We start from the raw sequence: 18,828 nt of genomic DNA on the forward strand, positions 1-18,828 counted from the left end.
CGTGCGGCTGCTGCTACTTCTCGGTCACGCCCGCCGAGTCGAACGTCGCGACCTCGTGCATCGCGCGGGCCGCGCTCTGCACCAGCGGCAGGGCCAGCAGGGCGCCGGTGCCCTCGCCGAGGCGGAGGTCCAGGTCGACCAGGGGGCGCAGGCCCAGCTTGTTGAGGGCGGCGACGTGGCCCGGTTCGGCGCTGCGGTGCCCCGCGATGCAGGCGGCGAGGACCTCGGGGGCGATCGCGCGGGCCACCAGGGCGGCGGCTCCGGCGCTGACGCCGTCGAGGATCACCGGCGTGCGCAGCGAGGCGCCACCGAGGAGCAGGCCGACCGTGGCCGCGTGCTCCAGGCCGCCGAACGCGGCGAGGACGCCGATCGGGTCGGCCGGGTCCGGCTGGTGCAGTTCGATGGCGCGCCGGACGACCTCGGTCTTGCGGGCCAGCGTCTCGTCGTTGATGCCGGTGCCGCGCCCGGTGACCTCGGCCGGGTCGGCGCCGGTGAACACGGAGATGAGGGCCGCCGACGCGGTCGTGTTCGCGATGCCCATCTCACCGGTGAGCAGCGCCTTGTTGCCGGCCGCGACCAGGTCGCGGGCGGTCTCGATGCCGATCTCGATGGCCTGCTTGACCTCCTCGCGGGTGAGCGCGGGACCGGCGGTCATGTCGGCGGTGCCGGGGCGGACCTTGCGCGGCAGCAGCCCGGGGGTGGCGGGGAGGTCGGAGGCGACGCCCACGTCGATCACGCACACCTCGGCGCCGACCTGGTTGGCGAAGGCGTTGCACACCGCTCCCCCGCCGAGGAAGTTGGCCACCATCTGGCCGGTGACCTCCTGCGGCCAGGGGGTGACGCCCTGGGCGTGCACCCCGTGGTCGCCGGCGAAGATCGCCACGGCGGCGGGTTCCGGGATCGGCGGCGGGCACTTGCGGGACAGACCGGACAGCTGGGCGGAGATGATCTCCAGCATGCCGAGCGCGCCCGAGGGCTTCGTCATCCGCTTCTGCCGGTCCCAGGCCTCGCCGAGCGCCTTGGCGTCCAGCGGGCGGATCCCGGCCATCGTCTCGGCGAGCAGGTCGTGCGGCTCCTCGCCGGGCAGGGCGCGCCGGCCGTACGTCTCCTCGTGCACCACCCAGGACAGCGGGCGGCGCTTGGACCAGCCGGCCTGGAGCAGTTCGGGCTCCGGCGGGAACTCGTCGACGTAGCCGACGCACAGGTACGCCACGACCTCGAGGTGCTCGGGCAGGCCGAGGGCGCGGACCATCTCGCGCTCGTCGAAGAAGCTGACCCAGCCGACGCCGAGGCCCTCGGCGCGGGCGGCGAGCCACAGGTTCTCGACGGCCAGCGCGGAGGAGTACGGGGCCATCTGCGGCTGGGTGTGCCGGCCCAGGGTGTGCCGGCCGCCGCGGGTGGGGTCGGCGGTGACGACGATGTTGACCGGGGTCTCGAGGATGGCCTCGATCTTCAGTTCCTTGAACTGCTTGGCCCGGCCCTTGGGCAGCGACTTGGCGTAGGCGTCGCGCTGACGCATGGCCAGTTCGTGCATGGCGCGCCGGGTGTCCTCGGAGCGGATGACGACGAAGTCCCACGGCTGGGAGTGGCCGACGGAGGGGGCGGTGTGGGCCGCCTCCAGGACGCGGCGCAGGACCTCGTGCGGGATGGGGTCGCTGCGGAATCCGTTGCGGATGTCACGGCGCTCGCGCATCACCCGGAGCACGGCCTCGCGTTCGGCCTCGTCGTAGCCGGGGGCCGCGGGGCCTGCCGGCTCCGCTGGCTCGGCGGGCTCGGCGGGTTCCGGCGCCGCGGTCTCCTCCGGTGCCTCGGCGGTGCCGGACCGCGGGTCCTGCGGGTGCGGGACCTCGGCGGTTCCCGGCTGCGCCGGGGGTGCGGCCGTGGTGGGCGCGTTCCCCTCGCGGGGTGCCGGGACGGTCACGGGCGCCGGGGCCGCGCCGGCCTGCGGGTCCTGCGGACCGGGGGGCACGGCGGCGGCCGGGGGTGCGGGCACGGCGTCCGCGTCCGGGGCCCGGTCGGCGAACTCCTGTGCCGGGACCGGGGAGAGGTGCGGGGTCGCGGGGGCGAGCTCCTCGGCCGGTACGAACGGCTCGAGCGGCCGGCCGGCCGTCGGGGCCATCGCCTGGTCGGCCAGGGGCTCGGTCACCTGGAGGAGGGGCCCGCCGGGCAGCTCGCCGGCGTCCTGGCCGGCGACGGGGCCGACGGGCGCGCCGGGGTGCGGCTCGGCCGGAACGCCGGCGCCCGGGGCCTCGGCGGCCGGGTCCACGGCCACGAGGGGGACCGCCGGGACGGCGGTGCCGGGCTCGGCCGGGGCGTCGGCGGGCTCGGCCGCGGGGGCGCCCGGCTGCTCCGCCGGGACGGTGTTCGGCGGCGCGTCGGCCGCGGGGGTCCCGTCGGCCACCTCGGCCGTCTCCGCCGCCTCTACCGTCAGCGCCGTCTCTGCCGCCTCTGCCGCCTCAAAGGTCTCGGCCACCGGGGTCTCCTGTACGAGCGCCTCGGCGGGGCCCGCCTCCGCGAGCGGCGCGGGCACGCCCAGCCCGGCGGTCGTCTCCTCGGTCACCACCGGCGGGGCACCCGCGTCCGCGGTCGCGGCCTGCGCGGCGAGGGGCTCGGCCCCGGCGTCCGCGGACGGGTCGTGCGCCTCGCCCGCGGGTCCGGCGGCGGCCGGGTCGGGCTGGGCCGGGGCGACGGCGGCCTGCGGAGCCTCCGGCGCGAGAGCGGCCTGCGGGTCGGGGGCCGGGGCGTCGGGGTGCGGCGCCTCAGCCGCGACCGGGGCCTGCGGATCGGCGGGGGTCCCCGGGTCCATGGACTCGGGTGCCGGGGCCTGCGGCTCCGGTGCGGCGAGGGCGGCGTCGGGCGCCTCCGGGTGCACGGGCTGCGGCGGCGCCTGTTCGGCGTACGGAACCGGCTGGGGCTCCGGGGCCACCGGGGCGGCGTCGGCACCGCTCCCCCGCGCCTCGGTGACGAGGGCGGCCGGCGGCTCGGCGGCACCGGCCTCCGGCGCCGCGACGGGCTGCTGCCCGTACGGGTCGGCCGGTGCGGCGGGCTCCTCGCCCTGCGCCGGGGCGGCGCCCTCGGTCACGGGGAGCGCGGTGCCCTCCGCCGGTGTGGCCCCCTCGGCTGCCGGGACGGCGGCAACCGGCGCGCCGCCCTCGGGAGCGGGCGTCGGCTGCGGGGTCGCGGAGGCGTCCGGGACCGGGACGGCCGACGGCTCCACGGACGCGGGCTCCTGCCCGTGCCCCTCGGGAAGCGGGCTCTGCGGCCCCGCTCCCGGGCCGCCCTGCGGCGCCACGGCCTCGGGCATGCCGGCCGGGGCCTCCTGCCCGGGTCCCGTGAACTGTCCGGTGGCGGCCACCGGTTGCTGCGGCCGCTCCTGCGGTACGTCGGCCCGGGCCGCCTGCGGGAACTGGCCGTAGCCGGCCTCGGCGGCGGCCGCCGGGACCGGGGACACGACCTCGTGGGCGGGCTCCGCCACGGCGGTGCCGAGGCCGGTCGCCCCGGCGTGCGGGGCGGCCGCCTCCACCGGCACCGCGCCCGGGCCGGCCTGCGGGGTGGCGCCCCACGGAGCGGCACCCTGCGGGACGGTCTCCTGCTCCTGGGTGGTGTCGAGGTACTCGGGGCCGAGCGTGGCCGGGCCCGTGGGCCGCAGGGGTGCGGCGGCGGGGCCCCGGTCGGCGAGGGAGCGGACGGGGCTCGCGATGGGCGTGGGGGTGGGCGGACCGAGGTGCAGCGGGCGGCGGGACGGCCCGGCGTGGGCGCCCGGCGCGGCGGGGGTGCGCACGGCGCTCAGGTCGACGGAACCGCTGTCCCGGCCGCCCGTCTCGTGCGCCCCCGGCTCGTGGTGGGCGGGGGCGGGCGGGGCCATCTCGTTGCCCCAGGCGCCCTGCTGGCCGGGCATCAGCAGCTGGTCCTCGTCCTCAACGGCGGTGTCGGAGGGTTCGAGGTAGGTGTACGCGGCCGGCGCGGTGACGCCCGGCTGCTGCACCATGCCTGCGTTCTCCGGCAGTCCCTCGCCCGGGACCTGGCCGGTGTCGGTCATGCGTACCCCTCGCCCATCGGTTCGTGCTCCTCAACCCACTGGCCCGGAACGGCGCACCGACCGCCCCGTGTGAAGAACGAGCGTGCGCGCCCAGCGGCACGAACGACTCGCCATCAAGTCGACAAAGCCATGGACTGACATTGTCTCGGTCGGCCTGCCCTTGCGACAGCGTGATCCGCGAGGGTCCGCTGTGGACTGCGCCACGTTGCGCGTCCTCCGGTCCTGCCGTACCACACACTCCTCAAAAGAGGGGCGCTTTCCGGACATTGGCCGATGAAGGCCGTGATCACCCGGAAGCGGTACAACGATCGGCCAGCCTACCTCGCCGGTACGACAACCCGATCGCGGGGCGCCCCCGGTCGAGGGCGCCCGGGAAGCGCGGCCCCGTGGCAGCTCAGCGGCCGTTTTCCCGCCGCAGCTCCCCGGTGAGGAGGAAGGCGACGCTCCGCTCCTTCTCCGTCCAGGCCCTGGTGTCGAGTTCGACGGACTGCAGCAGTGCGCACTCGACCTCGTACCCGTGTTCGCCGAGGTCCCGGCCGATGAGTTCGGCGGCGTCCCGGGTCGCGGCATGGGTGACGATGCGCTGCGGGCGGCGGTCGGCGACGGCCGAGACGACGGGGGCGCCCCCGCCCCCGACGCGCACGACGTCGGGCTCGGGGAGGTCCTCCAGGACATGCGGGGCGGTGCCGCGCACGACGTGCGGATGGACGCCGAAGCGGCGGGCGGCGGACTCGGTGCGGGCGCAGGCGCCGGGGTCCTCGTCGACCGCGATGACGGCGGCGCCGGAGCGGGCCGCCTCCACGGCGAAGGCGCCGCTGCCGCAGCCGATGTCCCAGACGAGGTCGCCCACGCGCGGCCCGAGCCGGGCGAGTTGGGCGGCGCGCAGCGGCTGCGTCTCCCCCTCGCCGAGCACGCCCTCGTAGGCCTCGGCGGGCAGGGTCCAGCCGCGCGGTCCGGCGGCGGGGGCGCGACCGGCGAGCCAGCCGCCGTCCTCGGCCGCCGTGACGGGTCCGCCGAGGACGATGACGAGGTTGGGGTCGCGCCAGGTGTGGTCGGCCGCCTTGTCGGAGGTGACGACGGTGACCTGTTCGCGGGCGGTGCCCAGTTCCTCGCAGATGACGAAGGTGCGGTGCACGCCCTGCAGGAGCAGGCCGAGTTCGGCGGGTCCCGCGCCGGGCGAGGTGAGGACGGCCACCTTGGTGTGGGCGCGGCACACGTTCACCGCGCGGCGCAGGGAGCGCCGGTGGGCGACGACCACCTGGGCGTCGTCCCAGGGCATCCCGGCGCGGGCGAAGGCGGCGGCCACGGCGGAGACGGCGGGCACGACCTCGACCTCGAGGCCGAACTCGGGGGCGCGCAGGGTGCGTACGACGCCGAAGAAGCCGGGGTCGCCGTCGGCGAGGACGACGGCGGTGCCGCGGTGGCCGGCGATGCGGCGGGCGGCGAGCGCGATGCTGCCGAGGCGGATGCGTTCGGCTCCGGCCGGTACTTCGGGGAGCGCGAGGTGGTGGGCGGCACCGGCGACGAGCGTGGCGGCGCCGAGGGCGGAGCGCGCCGATTCGGTCAGCGGCGAGCCGTCCCAGCCGATCACCGTGACCCGGTCGGCCATCGTCGTGTTTCTCCAGGGGTTACGCAGGTGGGAGGGTGGGCCCGCGAGCGGGGCGTGGTGGGGGGCCGTGCGGGACCATGTGAGACTACCGCGTGTGCGCGGTGGGTCCGTCGCGTGCGGCGGCCCGGGCCGGTTCCGGCCGGTGCGGGGTCAGTTCCAGTCGGAGAACGAGGTGTACCCGGTGCGGTCGGCGAGCTCTCCGGCGCCGCCCTCCAGGTCCTCCGGCAGCAGGCTCCACACGATGAAGTCGGTGCGCACGTCGGTCCAGGTGCCGTCCTCCGCGCGCGCGTGGGCTATGCAGGCGTTGCGCAGGACGCCCTCGCTGATGCAGCCGATCTTCTGCGCGACCTGCTGCGAGGCGGTGTTGTCGGCGGCGGTGCGCAGTTCGATGCGCTCGAACTTCTGCTCGCGGAAGAGCCAGCGGGCGGTGGCGAGCGCGGCCTCGGAGGCGTAGCCCTCGCCGCGTGCCCAGGGCGCGACGACGTACGACAGTTCGGTGGACCGCACGTGCCAGTCGGTGTGGCGGAGCTGGATGATGCCGACCAGGCGCTGGGTGAGGAACTCGGTGACGGCCAGGTCGAGGCCGCGGCCCGCGGCGCGCTCGGCGGGCGCGTCCTCCTCGATCCAGGTCCGGGCGCCCTCCTCGGTGAAGGGCTGGGGAACGTCGGTCCAGGCGGCGATCTGCTCGTCGTTCATCATCGCGGACAGGGCCGTGACGTCGTCCTCGTCGAAGGCGCGCAGGACCAACCGCTCCGTGCTGATGGAGATGCTGGGGAAGGTGCTCGTCATGCGCCGCTCCGTAACCTGTGGACCGTCAAAGCTGATCAGCCGTCATGCGACCCGCTGAACTGCCCAGCATGCAGCATGAACCCGTCCCACCGCACCACGGGGTCCGCTCCGGGCTGTGAGGGAGCGGACCCCGTGCGTGGCGGCGGGCGGGCCGCCGGGAGGGCCGGGGCCGGGGGCCCCTCGGGCTCAGAAGGCCGGGACGACGGCGCCCTGGTACTTGTCCTCGATGAACTTCTTCACCTCGGGCGAGGTGAGCAGCTTGGCCAGCTTCTCCACGCGCGGGTCCTTCTCGTCGCCCTTCTTCACGGCGAGGAAGTTGGCGTAGGGGTTGTCCTTGGCGGACTCTGCGGCGAGGGCGTCCTTGGCCGGGCTGAGGTCGGCCTCCAGGGCGTAGTTGCCGTTGATCACCGCGGCGTCGACGTCACCGAGGGAGCGCGGGAGCTGTGCCGCCTCCAGCTCCTTGAACTTCAGGCCCTTGGGGTTGGACGTGACGTCCTTGGGGGTGGCGTCGTAACCGGCGCCCGACTTCAGCTTCAGCACGCCGTTGGACTCCAGCAGCTTCAGCGCGCGGGCCTCGTTGGTGGTGTCGTTGGGCAGGGCGACGGTGGCGCCGTTCTTCAGCTCGTCGAGCTTCTTGAGGCTCTTGGAGTAGATGCCCAGCGGCTCCAGGTGCACGGTGCCGCCCGGGACCGGGACGATGTCGGTGCCGTTCTTCTTGTTGAAGTCGTCCAGGTAGGGCTTGTGCTGGAAGTAGTTGGCGTCGACCTCGCCCTGCTGGACGGCGGTGTTCGGGGTGACGTAGTCGGTGAACTCCTCCACCTCCAGCTCGAGTCCGGCCTTCTTCGCCAGCTTGTCCTTGACGTAGGTGAGGATCTCGCCCTGGGGGGTGGGGGTCGCGGCGACCGTGAGGGTGGCGTTCGGGTCGGCCTTGCCGGAGTCCTCGGAGTCCGAGCCGCAGGCGCTGAGCCCGAGGGTGAGGGCGGTGACGGCGAGTGCGGCGGTGGTGATCTTGGCGGTGTTACGCACGAAAAGTGCCTTTCCTTGCATGGGTGAGGCGTCCCCGTGTCGGGTGGACGGGGAGGTCTGTGGGTGGGGTGGTACCTGCCGGGCGTCAGCCCTTGTGGACGGCGTCCGTGACGGCCGGGGCCTCGGCGGGGGCGGGGACCCCGGCGGGGCCGGCGGCGGCCGGGACCGTACGGGGGCGGCCCAGCGGCCGGAAGAGGAGCAGCCGGCCGGAACCGGCGCCCCGGCGGTGCAGCGAGCGCGCGGCGAAGTCACCGGCGAACTGCAGCAGGGAGATCACGACGGCCAGGATGGCGACGGTGATCCACATGATGCCGCTCTCGAAGCGCTGGTAGCCGTAGCGGATGGCGATGTCGCCGAGCCCGCCGGCGCCGACGGTGCCCGCCATGGCCGAGTAGCCGATGAGGGCGATGACCGTGGTGGTGGCGCCCGAGATGAGGGAGGGGAGCGCCTCGGGCACCAGGACACTGCGGACGGTCTTCCAGGTGCTGCCGCCCATCGACTGCACCGCCTCGACGAGTCCGCCGTCCACCTCGCGCACCGACATCTCCACCAGGCGGGCGTAGAAGGGGATGGCGCCGATGGCGAGCGGCACGATCGCGGCCTCGCGGCCGATGGTGGTGCCGGTGACCCAGCGGGTGAAGGACATCAGCGCGACCATGAGGATGATGAACGGCATCGAGCGGGCGACGTTCACGACCTGCCCGATGACCTTGTTGGCGAGGAGGTTGCGCAGCAGCCCGCCGCGGTCGGTGAGGACCAGCAGCACCCCGAGCGGCAGACCGACGACGACCGCGATCACGGTGGACCAGCCGACCATGTAGAGCGTGTCCCAACTGGCCTGGGACAGCAGGGGCCGCATCTCCGACCAGGTCACTTGGCACCTTCCTTGACGAGCGGGGACGTCTGCGCGCCGGCGGCCGGGGCGTCGTCGGCGACTCCGACGACGTCGACCCCCAGGCCCTGCTCGCGCAGGAAGCCGACCGGGACGACGTTGTCCTCGTAGCGGCCGGGCAGTTCGATGCGCATCCGGCCGACCTGGCGTCCGGCGACGGTGTCCATCGCGGCACCCAGGATCGAGATGTCGATGTTGTAGGTCCGTGCGAGCTCGGAGATGACGGGCCGGGTGGCGGCGTCGCCGTGGAAGGTGACGTCGACGACCGTGCGGTCCTCGCCGGTGGCGCGGCCGCCGACCGGGAAGAGGGCCCCGGCCAGCCGGGAGCCCGGGGTGGCGAGCAGTTCGCTCACCGTGCCAGATTCCACGATCCGCCCCCGCTCCATGAGCGCGGCCGAGTCGCAGACGGACTTCACGACGTCCATCTCGTGCGTGATGAGCAGGACGGTCAGGCCGAGCTGCTGGTTGAGGTCGCGCAGCAACCGGAGGATGGAGCGGGTGGTGTCGGGGTCCAGGGCGCTGGTCGCCTCGTCGGAGAGCAGCACCTTGGGGTCGCCGGCCAGGGCGCGGGCGATGCCGACGCGCTGCTTCTGGCCGCCGGAGAGCTGTGCCGGGTACGCCTTCGCCCTGTCGCCGAGGCCGACCAGGTCGAGCAGCTCCAGCGCCTTGCGGGAACGTTCCTTCCCGGAGAGGCCGAGGATCTCCAGCGGCAGCTCGACATTGGCCTGGACGGTGCGCGAGGACAGCAGGTTGAAGTGCTGGAAGACCATGCCGATCCGGCTGCGCGCCCGGCGCAGTTCACGGCCCGCGCGGGCGCCGCGCCCGGCCAGCGCGGTGAGGTCCCGCCCGTCGACGGTGACCGTGCCCGAGGTGGGGCGCTCCAGCAGGTTGACGCAGCGGATGAGGGAGGACTTGCCGGCGCCGGACTGGCCGATGACGCCGTACACCTCGCCCTCGCGGACGTGGAGGTCGACTCCGTCGAGGGCGACGATCTCCTGGGGCGTGCGGGTGCCGGGGGCGCCGCCCCGGCTTCCGTGCGGGTGGTAGACCTTCGTCAGTCCCGATGTGGTGATCACGTGGGTTTCCGTCGCTGTCGAGTGCGCGGGGGTGCCCGGCACGCGGTGGACTCCGGCCGGTGTGGTGGCCGGAGGGGGTGGTCGGCGGTCGCCGCGGGCGGTGCGGGGGGCGTGGCGCGCTGCGGCGCCCCTGTGCGGGCGCACACGGACGAGGTGTGCGGCACGAGGGCGCGTGCGGGCGTGCGGATCACGCGGGGGCACCGCGTACGGGGGCTGCCTGGGGCTGCTCGCTTCGGGGCGCGAGCGGGGGTGCTGCGGGGGCCCTCTAGAAGGCGCGCATTCGGCCCGTGCGGCAGGAAGGACACATACAACGAGCACCGGGCGTGGTCGTCGCCTCGGTCGCAGGGGTGCGGTCGCTCGTGCTGCTCATGGGCGCAAGTAAAGCAGAAGGAAGGGCGCGGACGGACACGGGTGTCCGCATGCCGGACAGGGATGGACGGGGTGGGAGGGGCGCGGCCTGCGGAAACCGAGGAGCGGAGATCTTTGCTGTGGCCAACGCCACGGTGAGGGAATCGCCCGCCGCTCGCCGCCGCTCCCCTCGCGGGCCGGCCGGCGGCCCGGGAACGGAACCCGGCGGGCCGGGCGCCGCCGGCCTCGTAATAGGGTCGCCGCATGCTTGATGTCCTGACGTGGGTGACCGGGGTCGCCGCGCTGTTGCTCGCCGCGTGGTGCGGGTGGTCCGCCTCCCGGGACGAGCCGACGAAGGACTGGCACTTCATCGGCATGGCCGTCGTCACCGTGCTCGCCCTCGCGCAGCTCGTCGTCGGCATCGTGCAGCTGGCCCGCGGGGAGAAGCCGGACCAGGGCACCACGATCTTCGTCGCCTACCTCCTCGGCGCGCTCGCGTGCGTTCCCGTGGCAGGCTTCATGTCGCTGGCGGAGCGCACCCGCTGGGGTTCGGTGACCGTCGCGGCCGGCGGTGCGGTCCTCGCCGTCCTCGAAGTGCGGCTCTACGACATCTGGGGAGGCTGAGATGGCGGCGACGCGGGAGAAGGCCGACGGGGCCGAGGGTGCGGGCGGGGAGCGGCGGCCCGGGCGCGGCCGGCTCGTCAGCGGGCCCGGCATGCTGCTGGTGTGGCTGTACGGCGTGATGGTCGTCGGCGCGGTGTCGCGCTCGGCCGTGCAGATCTCCACGGACTTCGACCGCGCCCCGCTCGCCTACTCGCTGTCCGCGGTCGCGGGAGTGGTCTACGGCTTCATCACGTACTCGCTCGTCCGCGGCGGGGAGAGCGCCCGCCGGGCGGCGCTCGCGTGCTGTGTGGCGGAGCTGGCGGGCGTGCTGTTGGTGGGCACCTGGACGCTGGTGGAGCCCTCCGCGTTCCCGGACGCGACGGTGTGGTCGGACTTCGGGATGGGCTACCTCTTCATCCCCGTACTGCTGCCGCTGTCCGCCATCCGCTGGCTGCGCGGGGCGGGCGCGGCCGAGACCGCCTCCGTGTGAGGCCCCGGCCCGCCCTCTTCTCCTCGAACCCGTCCGTGGCGGCCTATGCCGTGGCCACGTACGAGGTCTCCGGTGCCGGCTTCTCCAGAACGATCATGCGGACGCCGTCGGGTCCCTCGGCGGTGCCCACCGTCTCGTAGCCCACCTTGCGGTAGAGCCGCAGGTTGTTCTCGCTGCGGTGTCCGGTGCTGAGCCGGAACCGCTTCGCCCCCCGCTCCTCGACCAGGGCCGCCTCGGCGGCGCGCAGCAGCCGGGCGCCGATGCCGTGGCCCTGCAGCCGGGGGTGGACGCACAGTTTGCCGATGGCGGCGGCGCCGTCCTCGGTCACCGTGCCGTGCACCGAGCCCACGACCTCCTCGCCGAGTCGCGCGACGAAGACGCAGTCGGCGGCGACCTCCGCGCGGACCGAGTCCAGCGACTGGACCAGCGGGGGCAGCCGGTAGTTGCCGTAGAGCGCGGCTTCGCTCTGGAAGCACAGGTACTGCAGTCTGAAGATCTGCTCGACATCCTGCTCGGTCGCCACCGAGATGGTCACGCTCATGCCCATGTGCGCACGCCTCCCGCTCACCTGATCACCGGTTGTCCCCCATGCCTATCCCCGCCCTTCGCGCCCCGCAACCTCCGCCGCCAGCAATCGGCGCAGACAAGCCAGACATCTGGAGCGTTCCGGTCCGAGACTGCCCTGTGAGATACCCAACTCCCCCGCGATCTCCCGGTAGGTCGGATCCTCGGGGGACAGCAGGGCGGCGATCAGCCGGGGGCAGCGGCCGGGCAGCCGGCGCACCGCCGCGTGCAGCGCGCGGTGGCGGGCCGCGGCGAGGGCCCGCGCCTCAGGACCTGCCCCGCGGTCCTCGGCGGGTTCGCCGGCGCCCGGCGTGTAGGGCCTCTCGCGCCGGGCGGTACGACGGCTGCGGCGCGCCTCGGCGCGGACGGCCCGGCGCAGCCAGTCGGGCGGGTCGGCGGGCGGGGCGTCCGCCGCCAGCCGTTCCAGGAGGCGCAGCCAGACCGCCTGTTCCAGGTCGCCCGGTTCCGCGCCGCAGGCGCGGCCTTCCGCCAGGGCCTCGGCGGCCAGCAGCGGGCGCAGAAAGGCCAGCAGGTCGTGGGTCATGTGCGGCGTGACGCGGCCGCCCCGGCGGTGGTTGCCGGGGCGGCCGTACGTCACTCGATCGTGGGCCCGGCAGTGACGTGGCGTCAGGCCCCGGGGGCGGTCACCGGTTCTTCCGGAAGTCCTCGCGGGCCAGGACGCCGGTGTCCGCGTTGTCGGTGAAGACCCCGTCGATGCCGGTGGCGAAGTAGGCCGCGAACGCGCCGAAGGCGTCCCCGTAGCCGTCCGGGTCGGTGCCCCGGCGGAACTCGGCGGGCAGGAAGGGGTTCTCGTTGCGCATGGTGTACGGGTGCAGGATCAGGCCCGCCCGGTGCGCGTCGGCGACGAGCGTGGTGGGGCGGGTGAGCCGGCCGGCGGAGTCCTTGGGGATGATCAGGTCGAGGGTGGGGCCGATGCCCTGTGCGTAGCCGGCGATCTCCTTGAGCCCCTCGGGCGTGATGAGGTCGGCCACGGTGCGCGGGTCCCCCGTGGCGACGAAGTCCCAGGGGCGGGAGCCCGCGTCGGACAGCAGCACGGCGAGGGTGTTGTCGACGAGCCCGCTCATCCGCCGGATGCTGGTGGGTTCGAAGGACTGCAGGAGCACGGGCGAGGTGCGCCGGTGCTTGCCGTGCCGGCGCAGCACCCGGGCGAGCCGCTCCTCGATGCCGAGGCCGAGCCCCCGGAAGTAGGTGGGGTGCTTGAGCTCGGGGTAGATCCAGACCTGCTTGCCCCGCCTGCGGGTCTGCTCGTCCTGCCACTTCAGGACCTCTTCGAAGGTGGGGATCTCGAAGCGCCCGTCGTAGAGGGTGTTGTGCGGCCGGTTGGCGGGGATGCGCTCCACGGCTCGCAGGGTCTTCAGCTCGGCGAGGGTGAAGTCCTCGGTGAACCAGCCGGTGGTGGAGACCCCGTCGAGCGTCTTGGTGGTGCGGCGGCCGGCGAACTCGGGGTGGTCGGCGACGTCGGTGGTGCCGCCGATCTCCGGTTCGTGCCGGCAGACGAGGTGGCCGTCCTTGGTGGGGACGAGGTCGCCGGCCTCGACGATGTCGGCGCCGAGGTCGAGGGCGAGTTCGTAGGAGCCGAAGGTGTGCTCCGGCCGGTAGCCGCTGGCTCCGCGGTGCCCGATGATCGTCGGCACCGGCAGCCCCTTCAGCCCGCCGCCGTGCGGGCCCGCCGTGCCGGCTCCCTCGGCTTCGGCGGCTCTCGCCGTGCCGGACAGTCCGAGGACGGCGCCGCCCGCGCCGAGCACCGCGGCGCCGAGCAGTGCCCGCCGCCCGGTGCCGCGCTCCCGCCCGTACGGCTCTCCCGGCTCTCGCGGATCCACCGGCCGGCCCGTCTGTCCCGACTCCATGAGCGCTCCTCCTGCCGCTATGTCCTGCATGTCCTGCACCTGCCAACGCGGACGATCGTAGGTCGCCGGAGGTGACGGTGGGGAGACGCGCGGCGGAACACGCGGGTGAGACGGCATGTCGCGCGGGGTACGGAGGATGACGGACCGTCGTGGCCCTCCGGGGTGCGGATCTTCCCCTACGGCCGCCGGCCCGGGAGCGGCGAAGCTCACACCGTTCCGGCGCCCGAGTGGGCCGCGCGTCACACGCTGTCGCGGGTGAACGTGCGTCAATAGGGTGTACGCGCCGCGCGAACCCGAGGTGCGCGCGGCGGTGGGGCGCGAGTATCGTCCTCACCTGCACGAACTTCATACCGAATCCATTGACGTTCCCCGACACCGGAGGGCCCGTTGTCCCGCTTCGCGCTCATCAAGGCAGTGCTCGGACCGATCATGCGTCTGATGTTCCGCCTACGGGTGGAGGGCGCGGAGCGCATCCCGGCCGACGGCCCGGTCATCCTGGCCGGCAACCACCTCACCTTCATCGACTCGATGATCCTTCCGCTGGTCTGCGACCGGCAGGTCTTCTTCATCGGCAAGGACGAGTACGTCACCGGCAAGAGCCTCAAGGGCCGCCTGATGGCCTGGTTCTTCACCGGCGTCGGCATGATCCCGGTCGACCGCGACGGCGGCCGCGGCGGCGTGGCCGCGCTGATGACCGGCCGACGCGTGCTGGAGCAGGGCCGTGTCTTCGGCATCTACCCGGAGGGCACGCGCTCGCCCGACGGCCGTCTGTACCGGGGGCGCACGGGCATCGCCCGGCTCACCCTGATGACCGGCGCCCCGGTCGTCCCCTTCGCCATGATCGGCACGGACAAGCTCCAGCCGGGCGGCTCGGGCCTGCCCAAGCCGGGCAAGGTGACGGTCCGCTTCGGCGAGCCGATGGAGTTCTCCCGCTACGAGGGCATGGACCGCGACCGGTACGTGCTGCGCGCGGTGACCGATTCCGTCATGGCCGAGGTGATGGAGCTGTCCGGCCAGGAGTACGTGGACATCTACGCGACCAAGGCGAAGGCGGCCTGAGTCCCGCCACCGGGCAGACGCAGCCGAAGGCGCCGTCGTGACCGACGGCGCCTTTCGCGTGCCCGGCCGCTCGCCGACCGGACCGGGCTCAGTGCCAGGGCAGCCGCGACCGGTGGGCCCAGTAGGCGGCCGGGTCCTCCGAGAGCGCGGCCAGCCGGGCCGTCTGCTCCTCCGTCAGCTCGACGGCGGCCGCCCGCAGGTTCGAGGTGAGCTGGACCGTGGTGGCCGCCCCCGAGAGCACCACGCCCGCCCAGGGCTGCCGCAGGACGAAGGCGAGGGCGACGGCGTCGGGGCCGGCGCCGGTCTCCTCGGCGACCGCCGCGAGCGGCGCGGGGGCCTCCGGGGCCGCCAGCCGGCCGTTGGCCATGCCCTCCTTGACGAGCACCGTCAGACCGGCCTCGTGCGCCTCGGCGAGCGCCCGGCCCGCCGAGGTCTCCAGGACGTTGAACGTGGACTGGACCGTACGGAAGAGCGGGGTGCCGTCGACCGTCACGGCGAGGGCGGCGCGGATGGCCTCGGCCTGGGCGGGGCCGCTGGTGGAGAAGCCGATCGTGAGGCCCCGTGCGGCCGCCCCGGCGAGCCGGGCGTGCAGCTCGCGGTCGGTCAGGGCGGGGCTGTCGGGCGTCACCGAGTGGATCTGGTAGAGGTCGAGCCGGTCGCCGAGCAGCGCCTCGGTCTCGGCGCGCTGGCGCTCGTAGGTGGCCGTGCCATGGTCCTTGACCTCGTGCCGCTCGGCGTCGGTGGTCCAGCCGGCGGTGTAGGTGTAGCCCCACTTGCTGCCGACGACGACGTCGCGGACGTCCGGGCGGGCCCGCAGCCAGTCGGCGAGGAACTCCTCGGAGCGGCCGTAGGAGCGGGCGGCGTCGAGATAGCGCACGCCCCGCGCGTAGGCGGCGTCGAGGAGTGCGTGGGTGCGGGCGCGCAGCGCCTCCACGGTGCGCTCGGCCGGGAGGTCGCGGTCCCGGCCGAGGTTGATGTAGCCGGGGCGGCCGACGGCGGCCAGGCCGAGCCCCAACCGGGCGACGGGGGTGGCACCCGTGCGAGCGGGGTCGGGCTCTGGGTCGTAGGGAAGGGCGAAGGGCACCGCGGGGCTCCGTTTCCTCGGGTCCGTCCGGACGCCGACCAACGTAACCCGCGGGGCCCCGGCTCCCCCGGCGACCTGCTACTTCTTCAGGACGGCCGCCCCGGCCCAGGCGTGCTGCGCGGCCACGTCCTCCTTGACCTCGGCGAGCTGGACGGCGACCGCCTCCGGTGCCGTGCCGCCGCGGCCGTTGCGGGAGGCGAGGGCGCCGGGGACGTTGAGCACCGAGCGGACCTCGGGGGTCAGGTGGGCGGAGATCTTCGCGAACTGCTCGTCGGTGAGTTCGTCGAGCTCCTTGCCCTCCGCCTCGGCGGCCTTGACGCAACTGCCGGCCACCTCGTGCGCCACACGGAACGGCACGCCCTGCTTGACCAGCCATTCGGCGATGTCGGTGGCCAGGGAGAAGCCGGCCGGAGCCAGTTCCTCCAGCCGCTCGCGGTGCACGGTGAGCGTGGCCATCATGCCGGTGAAGGCGGGGAGCAGCACCTCGAGCTGGTCGATGGAGTCGAAGACCGGCTCCTTGTCCTCCTGTAGATCGCGGTTGTAGGCGAGCGGGAGGGCCTTGAGCGTGGCCATCAGTCCGGTGAGGTTGCCGATGAGCCGTCCGGACTTGCCGCGGGCCAGCTCGGCGATGTCGGGGTTCTTCTTCTGCGGCATGATCGAGGAGCCGGTGGAGAAGGCGTCGTGCAGGGTCACGAAGGAGAACTCCTTCGTGTTCCACAGGATGATCTCCTCGGCGATGCGGGAGATGTTGACGCCGATCATCGCGGTGATGAACGCGAACTCGGCGACGAAGTCCCGGGAGGCGGTGCCGTCGATGGAGTTGGCGGCGCTACCGTGCTCGAAGCCGAGGTCCTCGGCGACCGCCTCCGGGTCGAGGCCGAGGGAGGAACCGGCCAGCGCGCCCGAGCCGTAGGGGGAGACGGCGGTGCGGGTGTCCCACTGGCGCAGCCGTTCGGCGTCCCGGGTCAGGGCCTGGACGTGGGCGAGGACGTGGTGGGCGAAGAGCACGGGCTGGGCGTGCTGGAGGTGGGTGCGGCCGGGCATCGCCACGTCGGGGTGCGCCTCGGCGAGGCCGATCAGCGCGTCCTGGAGGTCGGCGATCAGTCCGCCGAGGACGCGGGCGTGGTCGCGCAGGTACATCCGGAAGAGGGTGGCGACCTGGTCGTTGCGGGAGCGGCCGGCCCGCAGCTTGCCGCCGAGGTCGGGGCCGAGGCGCTCGAGCAGGCCGCGTTCGAGGGCGGTGTGGACGTCCTCGTCGGCGATCGTGCCGGTGAAGGAGCCGTCGGCGACGGCCGCCTCCAGCTCGTCGAGCCCGGCGATCATGCGGGTCAGCTCGTCCTCGGTGAGGAGTCCGGCCGTGTGCAGCACGCGTGCGTGGGCGCGGGAGCCGGCGATGTCGTAGGGGGCGAGCCGCCAGTCGAAGTGGACGGACGCGGACAGCTTGGCCAGGGCCTCGGCGGGTCCGTCGGCGAACCGTCCGCCCCAGAGCCTTACGTCACCGCTGTTGCTGCTCACTTGCGTGCTCCTCGGAGGGTGTCGATGGGGCGCCGCCTCCCCGCGGCGGGAGTGCCCGGCGGCCTGCGCGAGATCGGCATGCATGATTATGCAGAACTCTGCATGGATAGTCAATTTCGGCGTGTCCTGCGCCACGGGCGCCGCACCCGCTGAACGCCGACGGCTCCCCGCGCGTACCCCTCCCCGACCGGGAGGGCCGGGCGTCGCCGGACACCGCCGGACGGGCGGCCCCCACCCCGCCCGCGAGCGCCGCCCCCCGGTCGCCTGCGCTCCGCGCGAGCCGCAGGCACCGTGGCCGCCCCGCGCGCCGGCCGGGGCGGCCACGGCCCGTCCGCGGCCCGTCCACACGTCCGCGGCCCGTCCGGACCCCAAAACGGCGTCTCAGCGGGCGGAAAACATCTGTCGGGCGCCGCCCGCCCCCGCGATACTTCCGTTCATGGGAAAAAGCTACGCGCGTATAGACGGCAGGCTGCGCACCTTCATCGAGGAGCAGCCGGTCTTCTTCACCGGGACCGCTCCCCTCTCCGCCGACGGCACGGTCAACGTCTCCCCCAAGGGCCTGCGGGGCTCCTTCGCCGTGCTCGACGAACTCACCGTGGCCTACCTCGACTTCGCGGGCAGCAACGCCGAGACCATCGCCCACCTGCGGGAGAACGGCCGCATCACGCTGATGTGGTGCGCCTTCCAGGGGCCGCCCGACATCGTGCGGGTGCACGGCCGCGGCGAGCCCGTCTTCCGCGACGACCCGCGCTTCGAGGAACTCCTCACCCACTTCCCGGACATCGACGCCGGCCGGCACGGGCTGCGCTCTGTCATCGTGGTGCGGGCCGAGCACATCCGGGACACCTGCGGGTACGCGGTGCCCTTCATGGCCTACGAGGAGGACCGCGATCTGCACGGCAAGCGGTTCGCGCGCGAGGACGACGCCTCGCTGAGCGCGTACTTCGCCAAGAAGGACCACGTGGCGACCAGCCTGGACGGACTTCCCGGGCTGCCGTTGCCGCTGCCTCCCCGTAGCGTCTGAGGCATGCGCCCCGGTACCCCCGCCCTGCTGACCCTGCCCTTCTGCCTGCTGCTGCTCGCCGCCACGCCCGGCGCCGGGCAGCGGCGGGCCCCGCTGCCGGAGCGGATGGCGGACACCGGTGGCGGCACCCAGCTCCTCACCGCCGTGGCACCCGGCACGGGCGCCACCACCGGCACGCTCACCTGGTGGGACCGCCGCGAGGGCCACTGGGTGCGGGCGGGCTCGGCACCCGCCCGCTTCGGCGCCCGCGGCCTCGTCGAGGGCACGAAGCGCCGGCAGGGCACGGACACGAGTCCGACGGGGCTGTACGACCTGCCGTACGCCTTCGGCATCCGGGGCGCGCCGCCCGGCACCGCGCTGCCGTACCGCAGGGTCCGCCCGGACTCCTGGTGGTGCGAGGACACCGCCTCCAGGGCCTACAACCGGTGGGCCGAGCCCCGCCCCGCCGACTGCCGGGCGGGACAGGCGGAGCACCTGGCCGGGTACGACCCGCAGTACCGGTACGCGCTGGTCGTGGGCTTCAACTACCACCGTCCGGTGCGGGGGCGCGGCGCCGGGATCTTCGTGCACGTGAACGGGCGCGGGGCGACGGCCGGCTGCGTGTCCGTGCCCGAGGGCGCGACGCGGCGGATCCTCGCCTGGGCCGACCCGGCGCGCGTGCCGCACCTCGCCATCGGGACGACGGGCGGCGACACGGCCGTGACCCGGTACTGAGGCCCCGAGGCGCCGAGCCGGGGCCGGGCCGGTCGCCGCGCGCCCCCGCCCGGCAAACGGAGCACCGGCCTCCGCGGATGATCCTGTGAACCGCCGTCCTCGTTGAACACCGGGCACGTGCCGCGCGT

Annotated in this window: 15 protein-coding genes and 1 pseudogene; 5 read left to right on the forward strand and 11 right to left on the reverse strand. The window is 74.3% G+C overall.

Annotated features, from left to right (window positions below; genetic code table 11):
* Positions 1-13: 13 nt before the first annotated feature.
* The 6 genes from cobT to OHB09_RS05950 form a co-directional block, all read right to left on the reverse strand.
* Positions 14-4,039, reverse strand: coding sequence for a nicotinate-nucleotide--dimethylbenzimidazole phosphoribosyltransferase (gene cobT, locus OHB09_RS05925; protein WP_328921689.1), 4,026 nt, complete (start codon positions 4,037-4,039; stop codon positions 14-16).
* A gap of 394 nt (positions 4,040-4,433) precedes the next feature.
* Complete coding sequence (cbiE, locus tag OHB09_RS05930) at positions 4,434-5,648, reverse strand: precorrin-6y C5,15-methyltransferase (decarboxylating) subunit CbiE (RefSeq protein ID WP_191852400.1); 1,215 nt, start codon at positions 5,646-5,648, stop codon at positions 4,434-4,436.
* Positions 5,649-5,798: 150 nt separating this feature from the next.
* The gene (locus OHB09_RS05935) at positions 5,799-6,437 is read right to left on the reverse strand and encodes a GNAT family N-acetyltransferase (protein WP_191852399.1); all 639 of its coding nucleotides are present in this window, start codon (positions 6,435-6,437) and stop codon (positions 5,799-5,801) included.
* A gap of 186 nt (positions 6,438-6,623) precedes the next feature.
* On the reverse strand, positions 6,624-7,463 hold the full coding sequence (locus tag OHB09_RS05940; protein WP_328921690.1) for a MetQ/NlpA family ABC transporter substrate-binding protein: 840 nt from the start codon (positions 7,461-7,463) through the stop codon (positions 6,624-6,626).
* Positions 7,464-7,548: 85 nt separating this feature from the next.
* The gene (locus OHB09_RS05945) at positions 7,549-8,337 is read right to left on the reverse strand and encodes a methionine ABC transporter permease (RefSeq protein WP_006141662.1); all 789 of its coding nucleotides are present in this window, start codon (positions 8,335-8,337) and stop codon (positions 7,549-7,551) included.
* Positions 8,334-9,431: a methionine ABC transporter ATP-binding protein gene (locus OHB09_RS05950; RefSeq protein WP_006141663.1), complete on the reverse strand. Its 1,098-nt coding sequence runs from the start codon at positions 9,429-9,431 to the stop codon at positions 8,334-8,336. Before OHB09_RS05950 ends, OHB09_RS05945 begins: the two co-directional genes overlap by 4 nt.
* 612 nt (positions 9,432-10,043) lie before the next feature.
* On the opposite strand from OHB09_RS05950, the gene OHB09_RS05955 reads away from it, so the two are divergent.
* Positions 10,044-10,403 carry a hypothetical protein gene (locus OHB09_RS05955; RefSeq protein WP_191890144.1) on the forward strand — a complete coding sequence of 120 codons (360 nt, stop codon included), beginning with the start codon at positions 10,044-10,046 and terminating at the stop codon, positions 10,401-10,403.
* A gap of 1 nt (position 10,404) precedes the next feature.
* A complete protein-coding gene (locus OHB09_RS05960; protein ID WP_191890145.1) occupies positions 10,405-10,872 on the forward strand; it encodes a hypothetical protein in 468 nt (155 codons plus the stop codon).
* 43 nt (positions 10,873-10,915) lie between these two features.
* Here the strand turns inward: OHB09_RS05960 and OHB09_RS05965 are convergent, their stop codons facing one another.
* The 3 genes from OHB09_RS05965 to OHB09_RS05975 form a co-directional block, all read right to left on the reverse strand.
* Positions 10,916-11,419, reverse strand: a complete 504-nt coding sequence (locus tag OHB09_RS05965; protein WP_093592572.1) for a GNAT family N-acetyltransferase — start codon at positions 11,417-11,419, stop codon at positions 10,916-10,918.
* Between the two features lie 45 nt (positions 11,420-11,464).
* Complete coding sequence (locus OHB09_RS05970) at positions 11,465-11,980, reverse strand: RNA polymerase sigma factor (protein WP_040896067.1); 516 nt, start codon at positions 11,978-11,980, stop codon at positions 11,465-11,467.
* Between the two features lie 100 nt (positions 11,981-12,080).
* The gene (locus OHB09_RS05975) at positions 12,081-13,334 is read right to left on the reverse strand and encodes a glycerophosphodiester phosphodiesterase (RefSeq protein WP_318295122.1); all 1,254 of its coding nucleotides are present in this window, start codon (positions 13,332-13,334) and stop codon (positions 12,081-12,083) included.
* Positions 13,335-13,627: 293 nt separating this feature from the next.
* On the opposite strand from OHB09_RS05975, the pseudogene OHB09_RS05980 reads away from it, so the two are divergent.
* A pseudogene (locus tag OHB09_RS05980) lies at positions 13,628-14,363 on the forward strand (lysophospholipid acyltransferase family protein).
* Positions 14,364-14,451: 88 nt separating this feature from the next.
* On the opposite strand, the gene OHB09_RS05985 reads toward OHB09_RS05980, so the two are convergent.
* Positions 14,452-15,447 carry an aldo/keto reductase gene (locus OHB09_RS05985; protein ID WP_407077311.1) on the reverse strand — a complete coding sequence of 332 codons (996 nt, stop codon included), beginning with the start codon at positions 15,445-15,447 and terminating at the stop codon, positions 14,452-14,454.
* A 78-nt stretch (positions 15,448-15,525) separates the two neighbouring features.
* Positions 15,526-16,962 (reverse strand): argininosuccinate lyase, encoded by a 1,437-nt coding sequence (gene argH, locus OHB09_RS05990; protein WP_006141671.1) that lies wholly within the window; start codon positions 16,960-16,962, stop codon positions 15,526-15,528.
* Between the two features lie 436 nt (positions 16,963-17,398).
* Here argH and OHB09_RS05995 point away from each other — a divergent pair, with 436 nt between their 5' ends.
* Both OHB09_RS05995 and OHB09_RS06000 read left to right on the forward strand, forming a co-directional pair.
* The gene (locus OHB09_RS05995; protein WP_006141674.1) at positions 17,399-17,986 is read left to right on the forward strand and encodes a pyridoxamine 5'-phosphate oxidase family protein; all 588 of its coding nucleotides are present in this window, start codon (positions 17,399-17,401) and stop codon (positions 17,984-17,986) included.
* Positions 17,987-17,989: 3 nt separating this feature from the next.
* Entirely contained in the window at positions 17,990-18,700 is a 711-nt protein-coding gene (locus tag OHB09_RS06000; RefSeq protein WP_319117083.1) for a L,D-transpeptidase family protein, read from the forward strand.
* Positions 18,701-18,828 lie beyond the last annotated feature (128 nt).

The sequence above is a fragment of the Streptomyces griseoaurantiacus genome (genome assembly GCF_036189845.1).
Taxonomy (GTDB): Bacteria; Actinomycetota; Actinomycetes; order Streptomycetales; family Streptomycetaceae; genus Streptomyces; species Streptomyces griseoaurantiacus.

What these genes read in the sequence shown, in the direction of transcription:
- OHB09_RS05955 (WP_191890144.1), top strand. Translation starts at nt 10,044, where the DNA reads ATGCTTGATGTCCTGACGTGGGTGACCGGGGTCGCCGCGCTGTTGCTC.
- cbiE (WP_191852400.1), bottom strand. Translation starts at nt 5,648, where the DNA reads ATGGCCGACCGGGTCACGGTGATCGGCTGGGACGGCTCGCCGCTGACC.
- OHB09_RS05935 (WP_191852399.1), bottom strand. Translation starts at nt 6,437, where the DNA reads ATGACGAGCACCTTCCCCAGCATCTCCATCAGCACGGAGCGGTTGGTC.
- OHB09_RS05970 (WP_040896067.1), bottom strand. Translation starts at nt 11,980, where the DNA reads ATGACCCACGACCTGCTGGCCTTTCTGCGCCCGCTGCTGGCCGCCGAG.
- OHB09_RS05975 (WP_318295122.1), bottom strand. Translation starts at nt 13,334, where the DNA reads ATGCAGGACATAGCGGCAGGAGGAGCGCTCATGGAGTCGGGACAGACG.
- OHB09_RS05960 (WP_191890145.1), top strand. Translation starts at nt 10,405, where the DNA reads ATGGCGGCGACGCGGGAGAAGGCCGACGGGGCCGAGGGTGCGGGCGGG.
- cobT (WP_328921689.1), bottom strand. Translation starts at nt 4,039, where the DNA reads ATGACCGACACCGGCCAGGTCCCGGGCGAGGGACTGCCGGAGAACGCA.
- OHB09_RS06000 (WP_319117083.1), top strand. Translation starts at nt 17,990, where the DNA reads ATGCGCCCCGGTACCCCCGCCCTGCTGACCCTGCCCTTCTGCCTGCTG.
- OHB09_RS05995 (WP_006141674.1), top strand. Translation starts at nt 17,399, where the DNA reads ATGGGAAAAAGCTACGCGCGTATAGACGGCAGGCTGCGCACCTTCATC.
- OHB09_RS05965 (WP_093592572.1), bottom strand. Translation starts at nt 11,419, where the DNA reads ATGGGCATGAGCGTGACCATCTCGGTGGCGACCGAGCAGGATGTCGAG.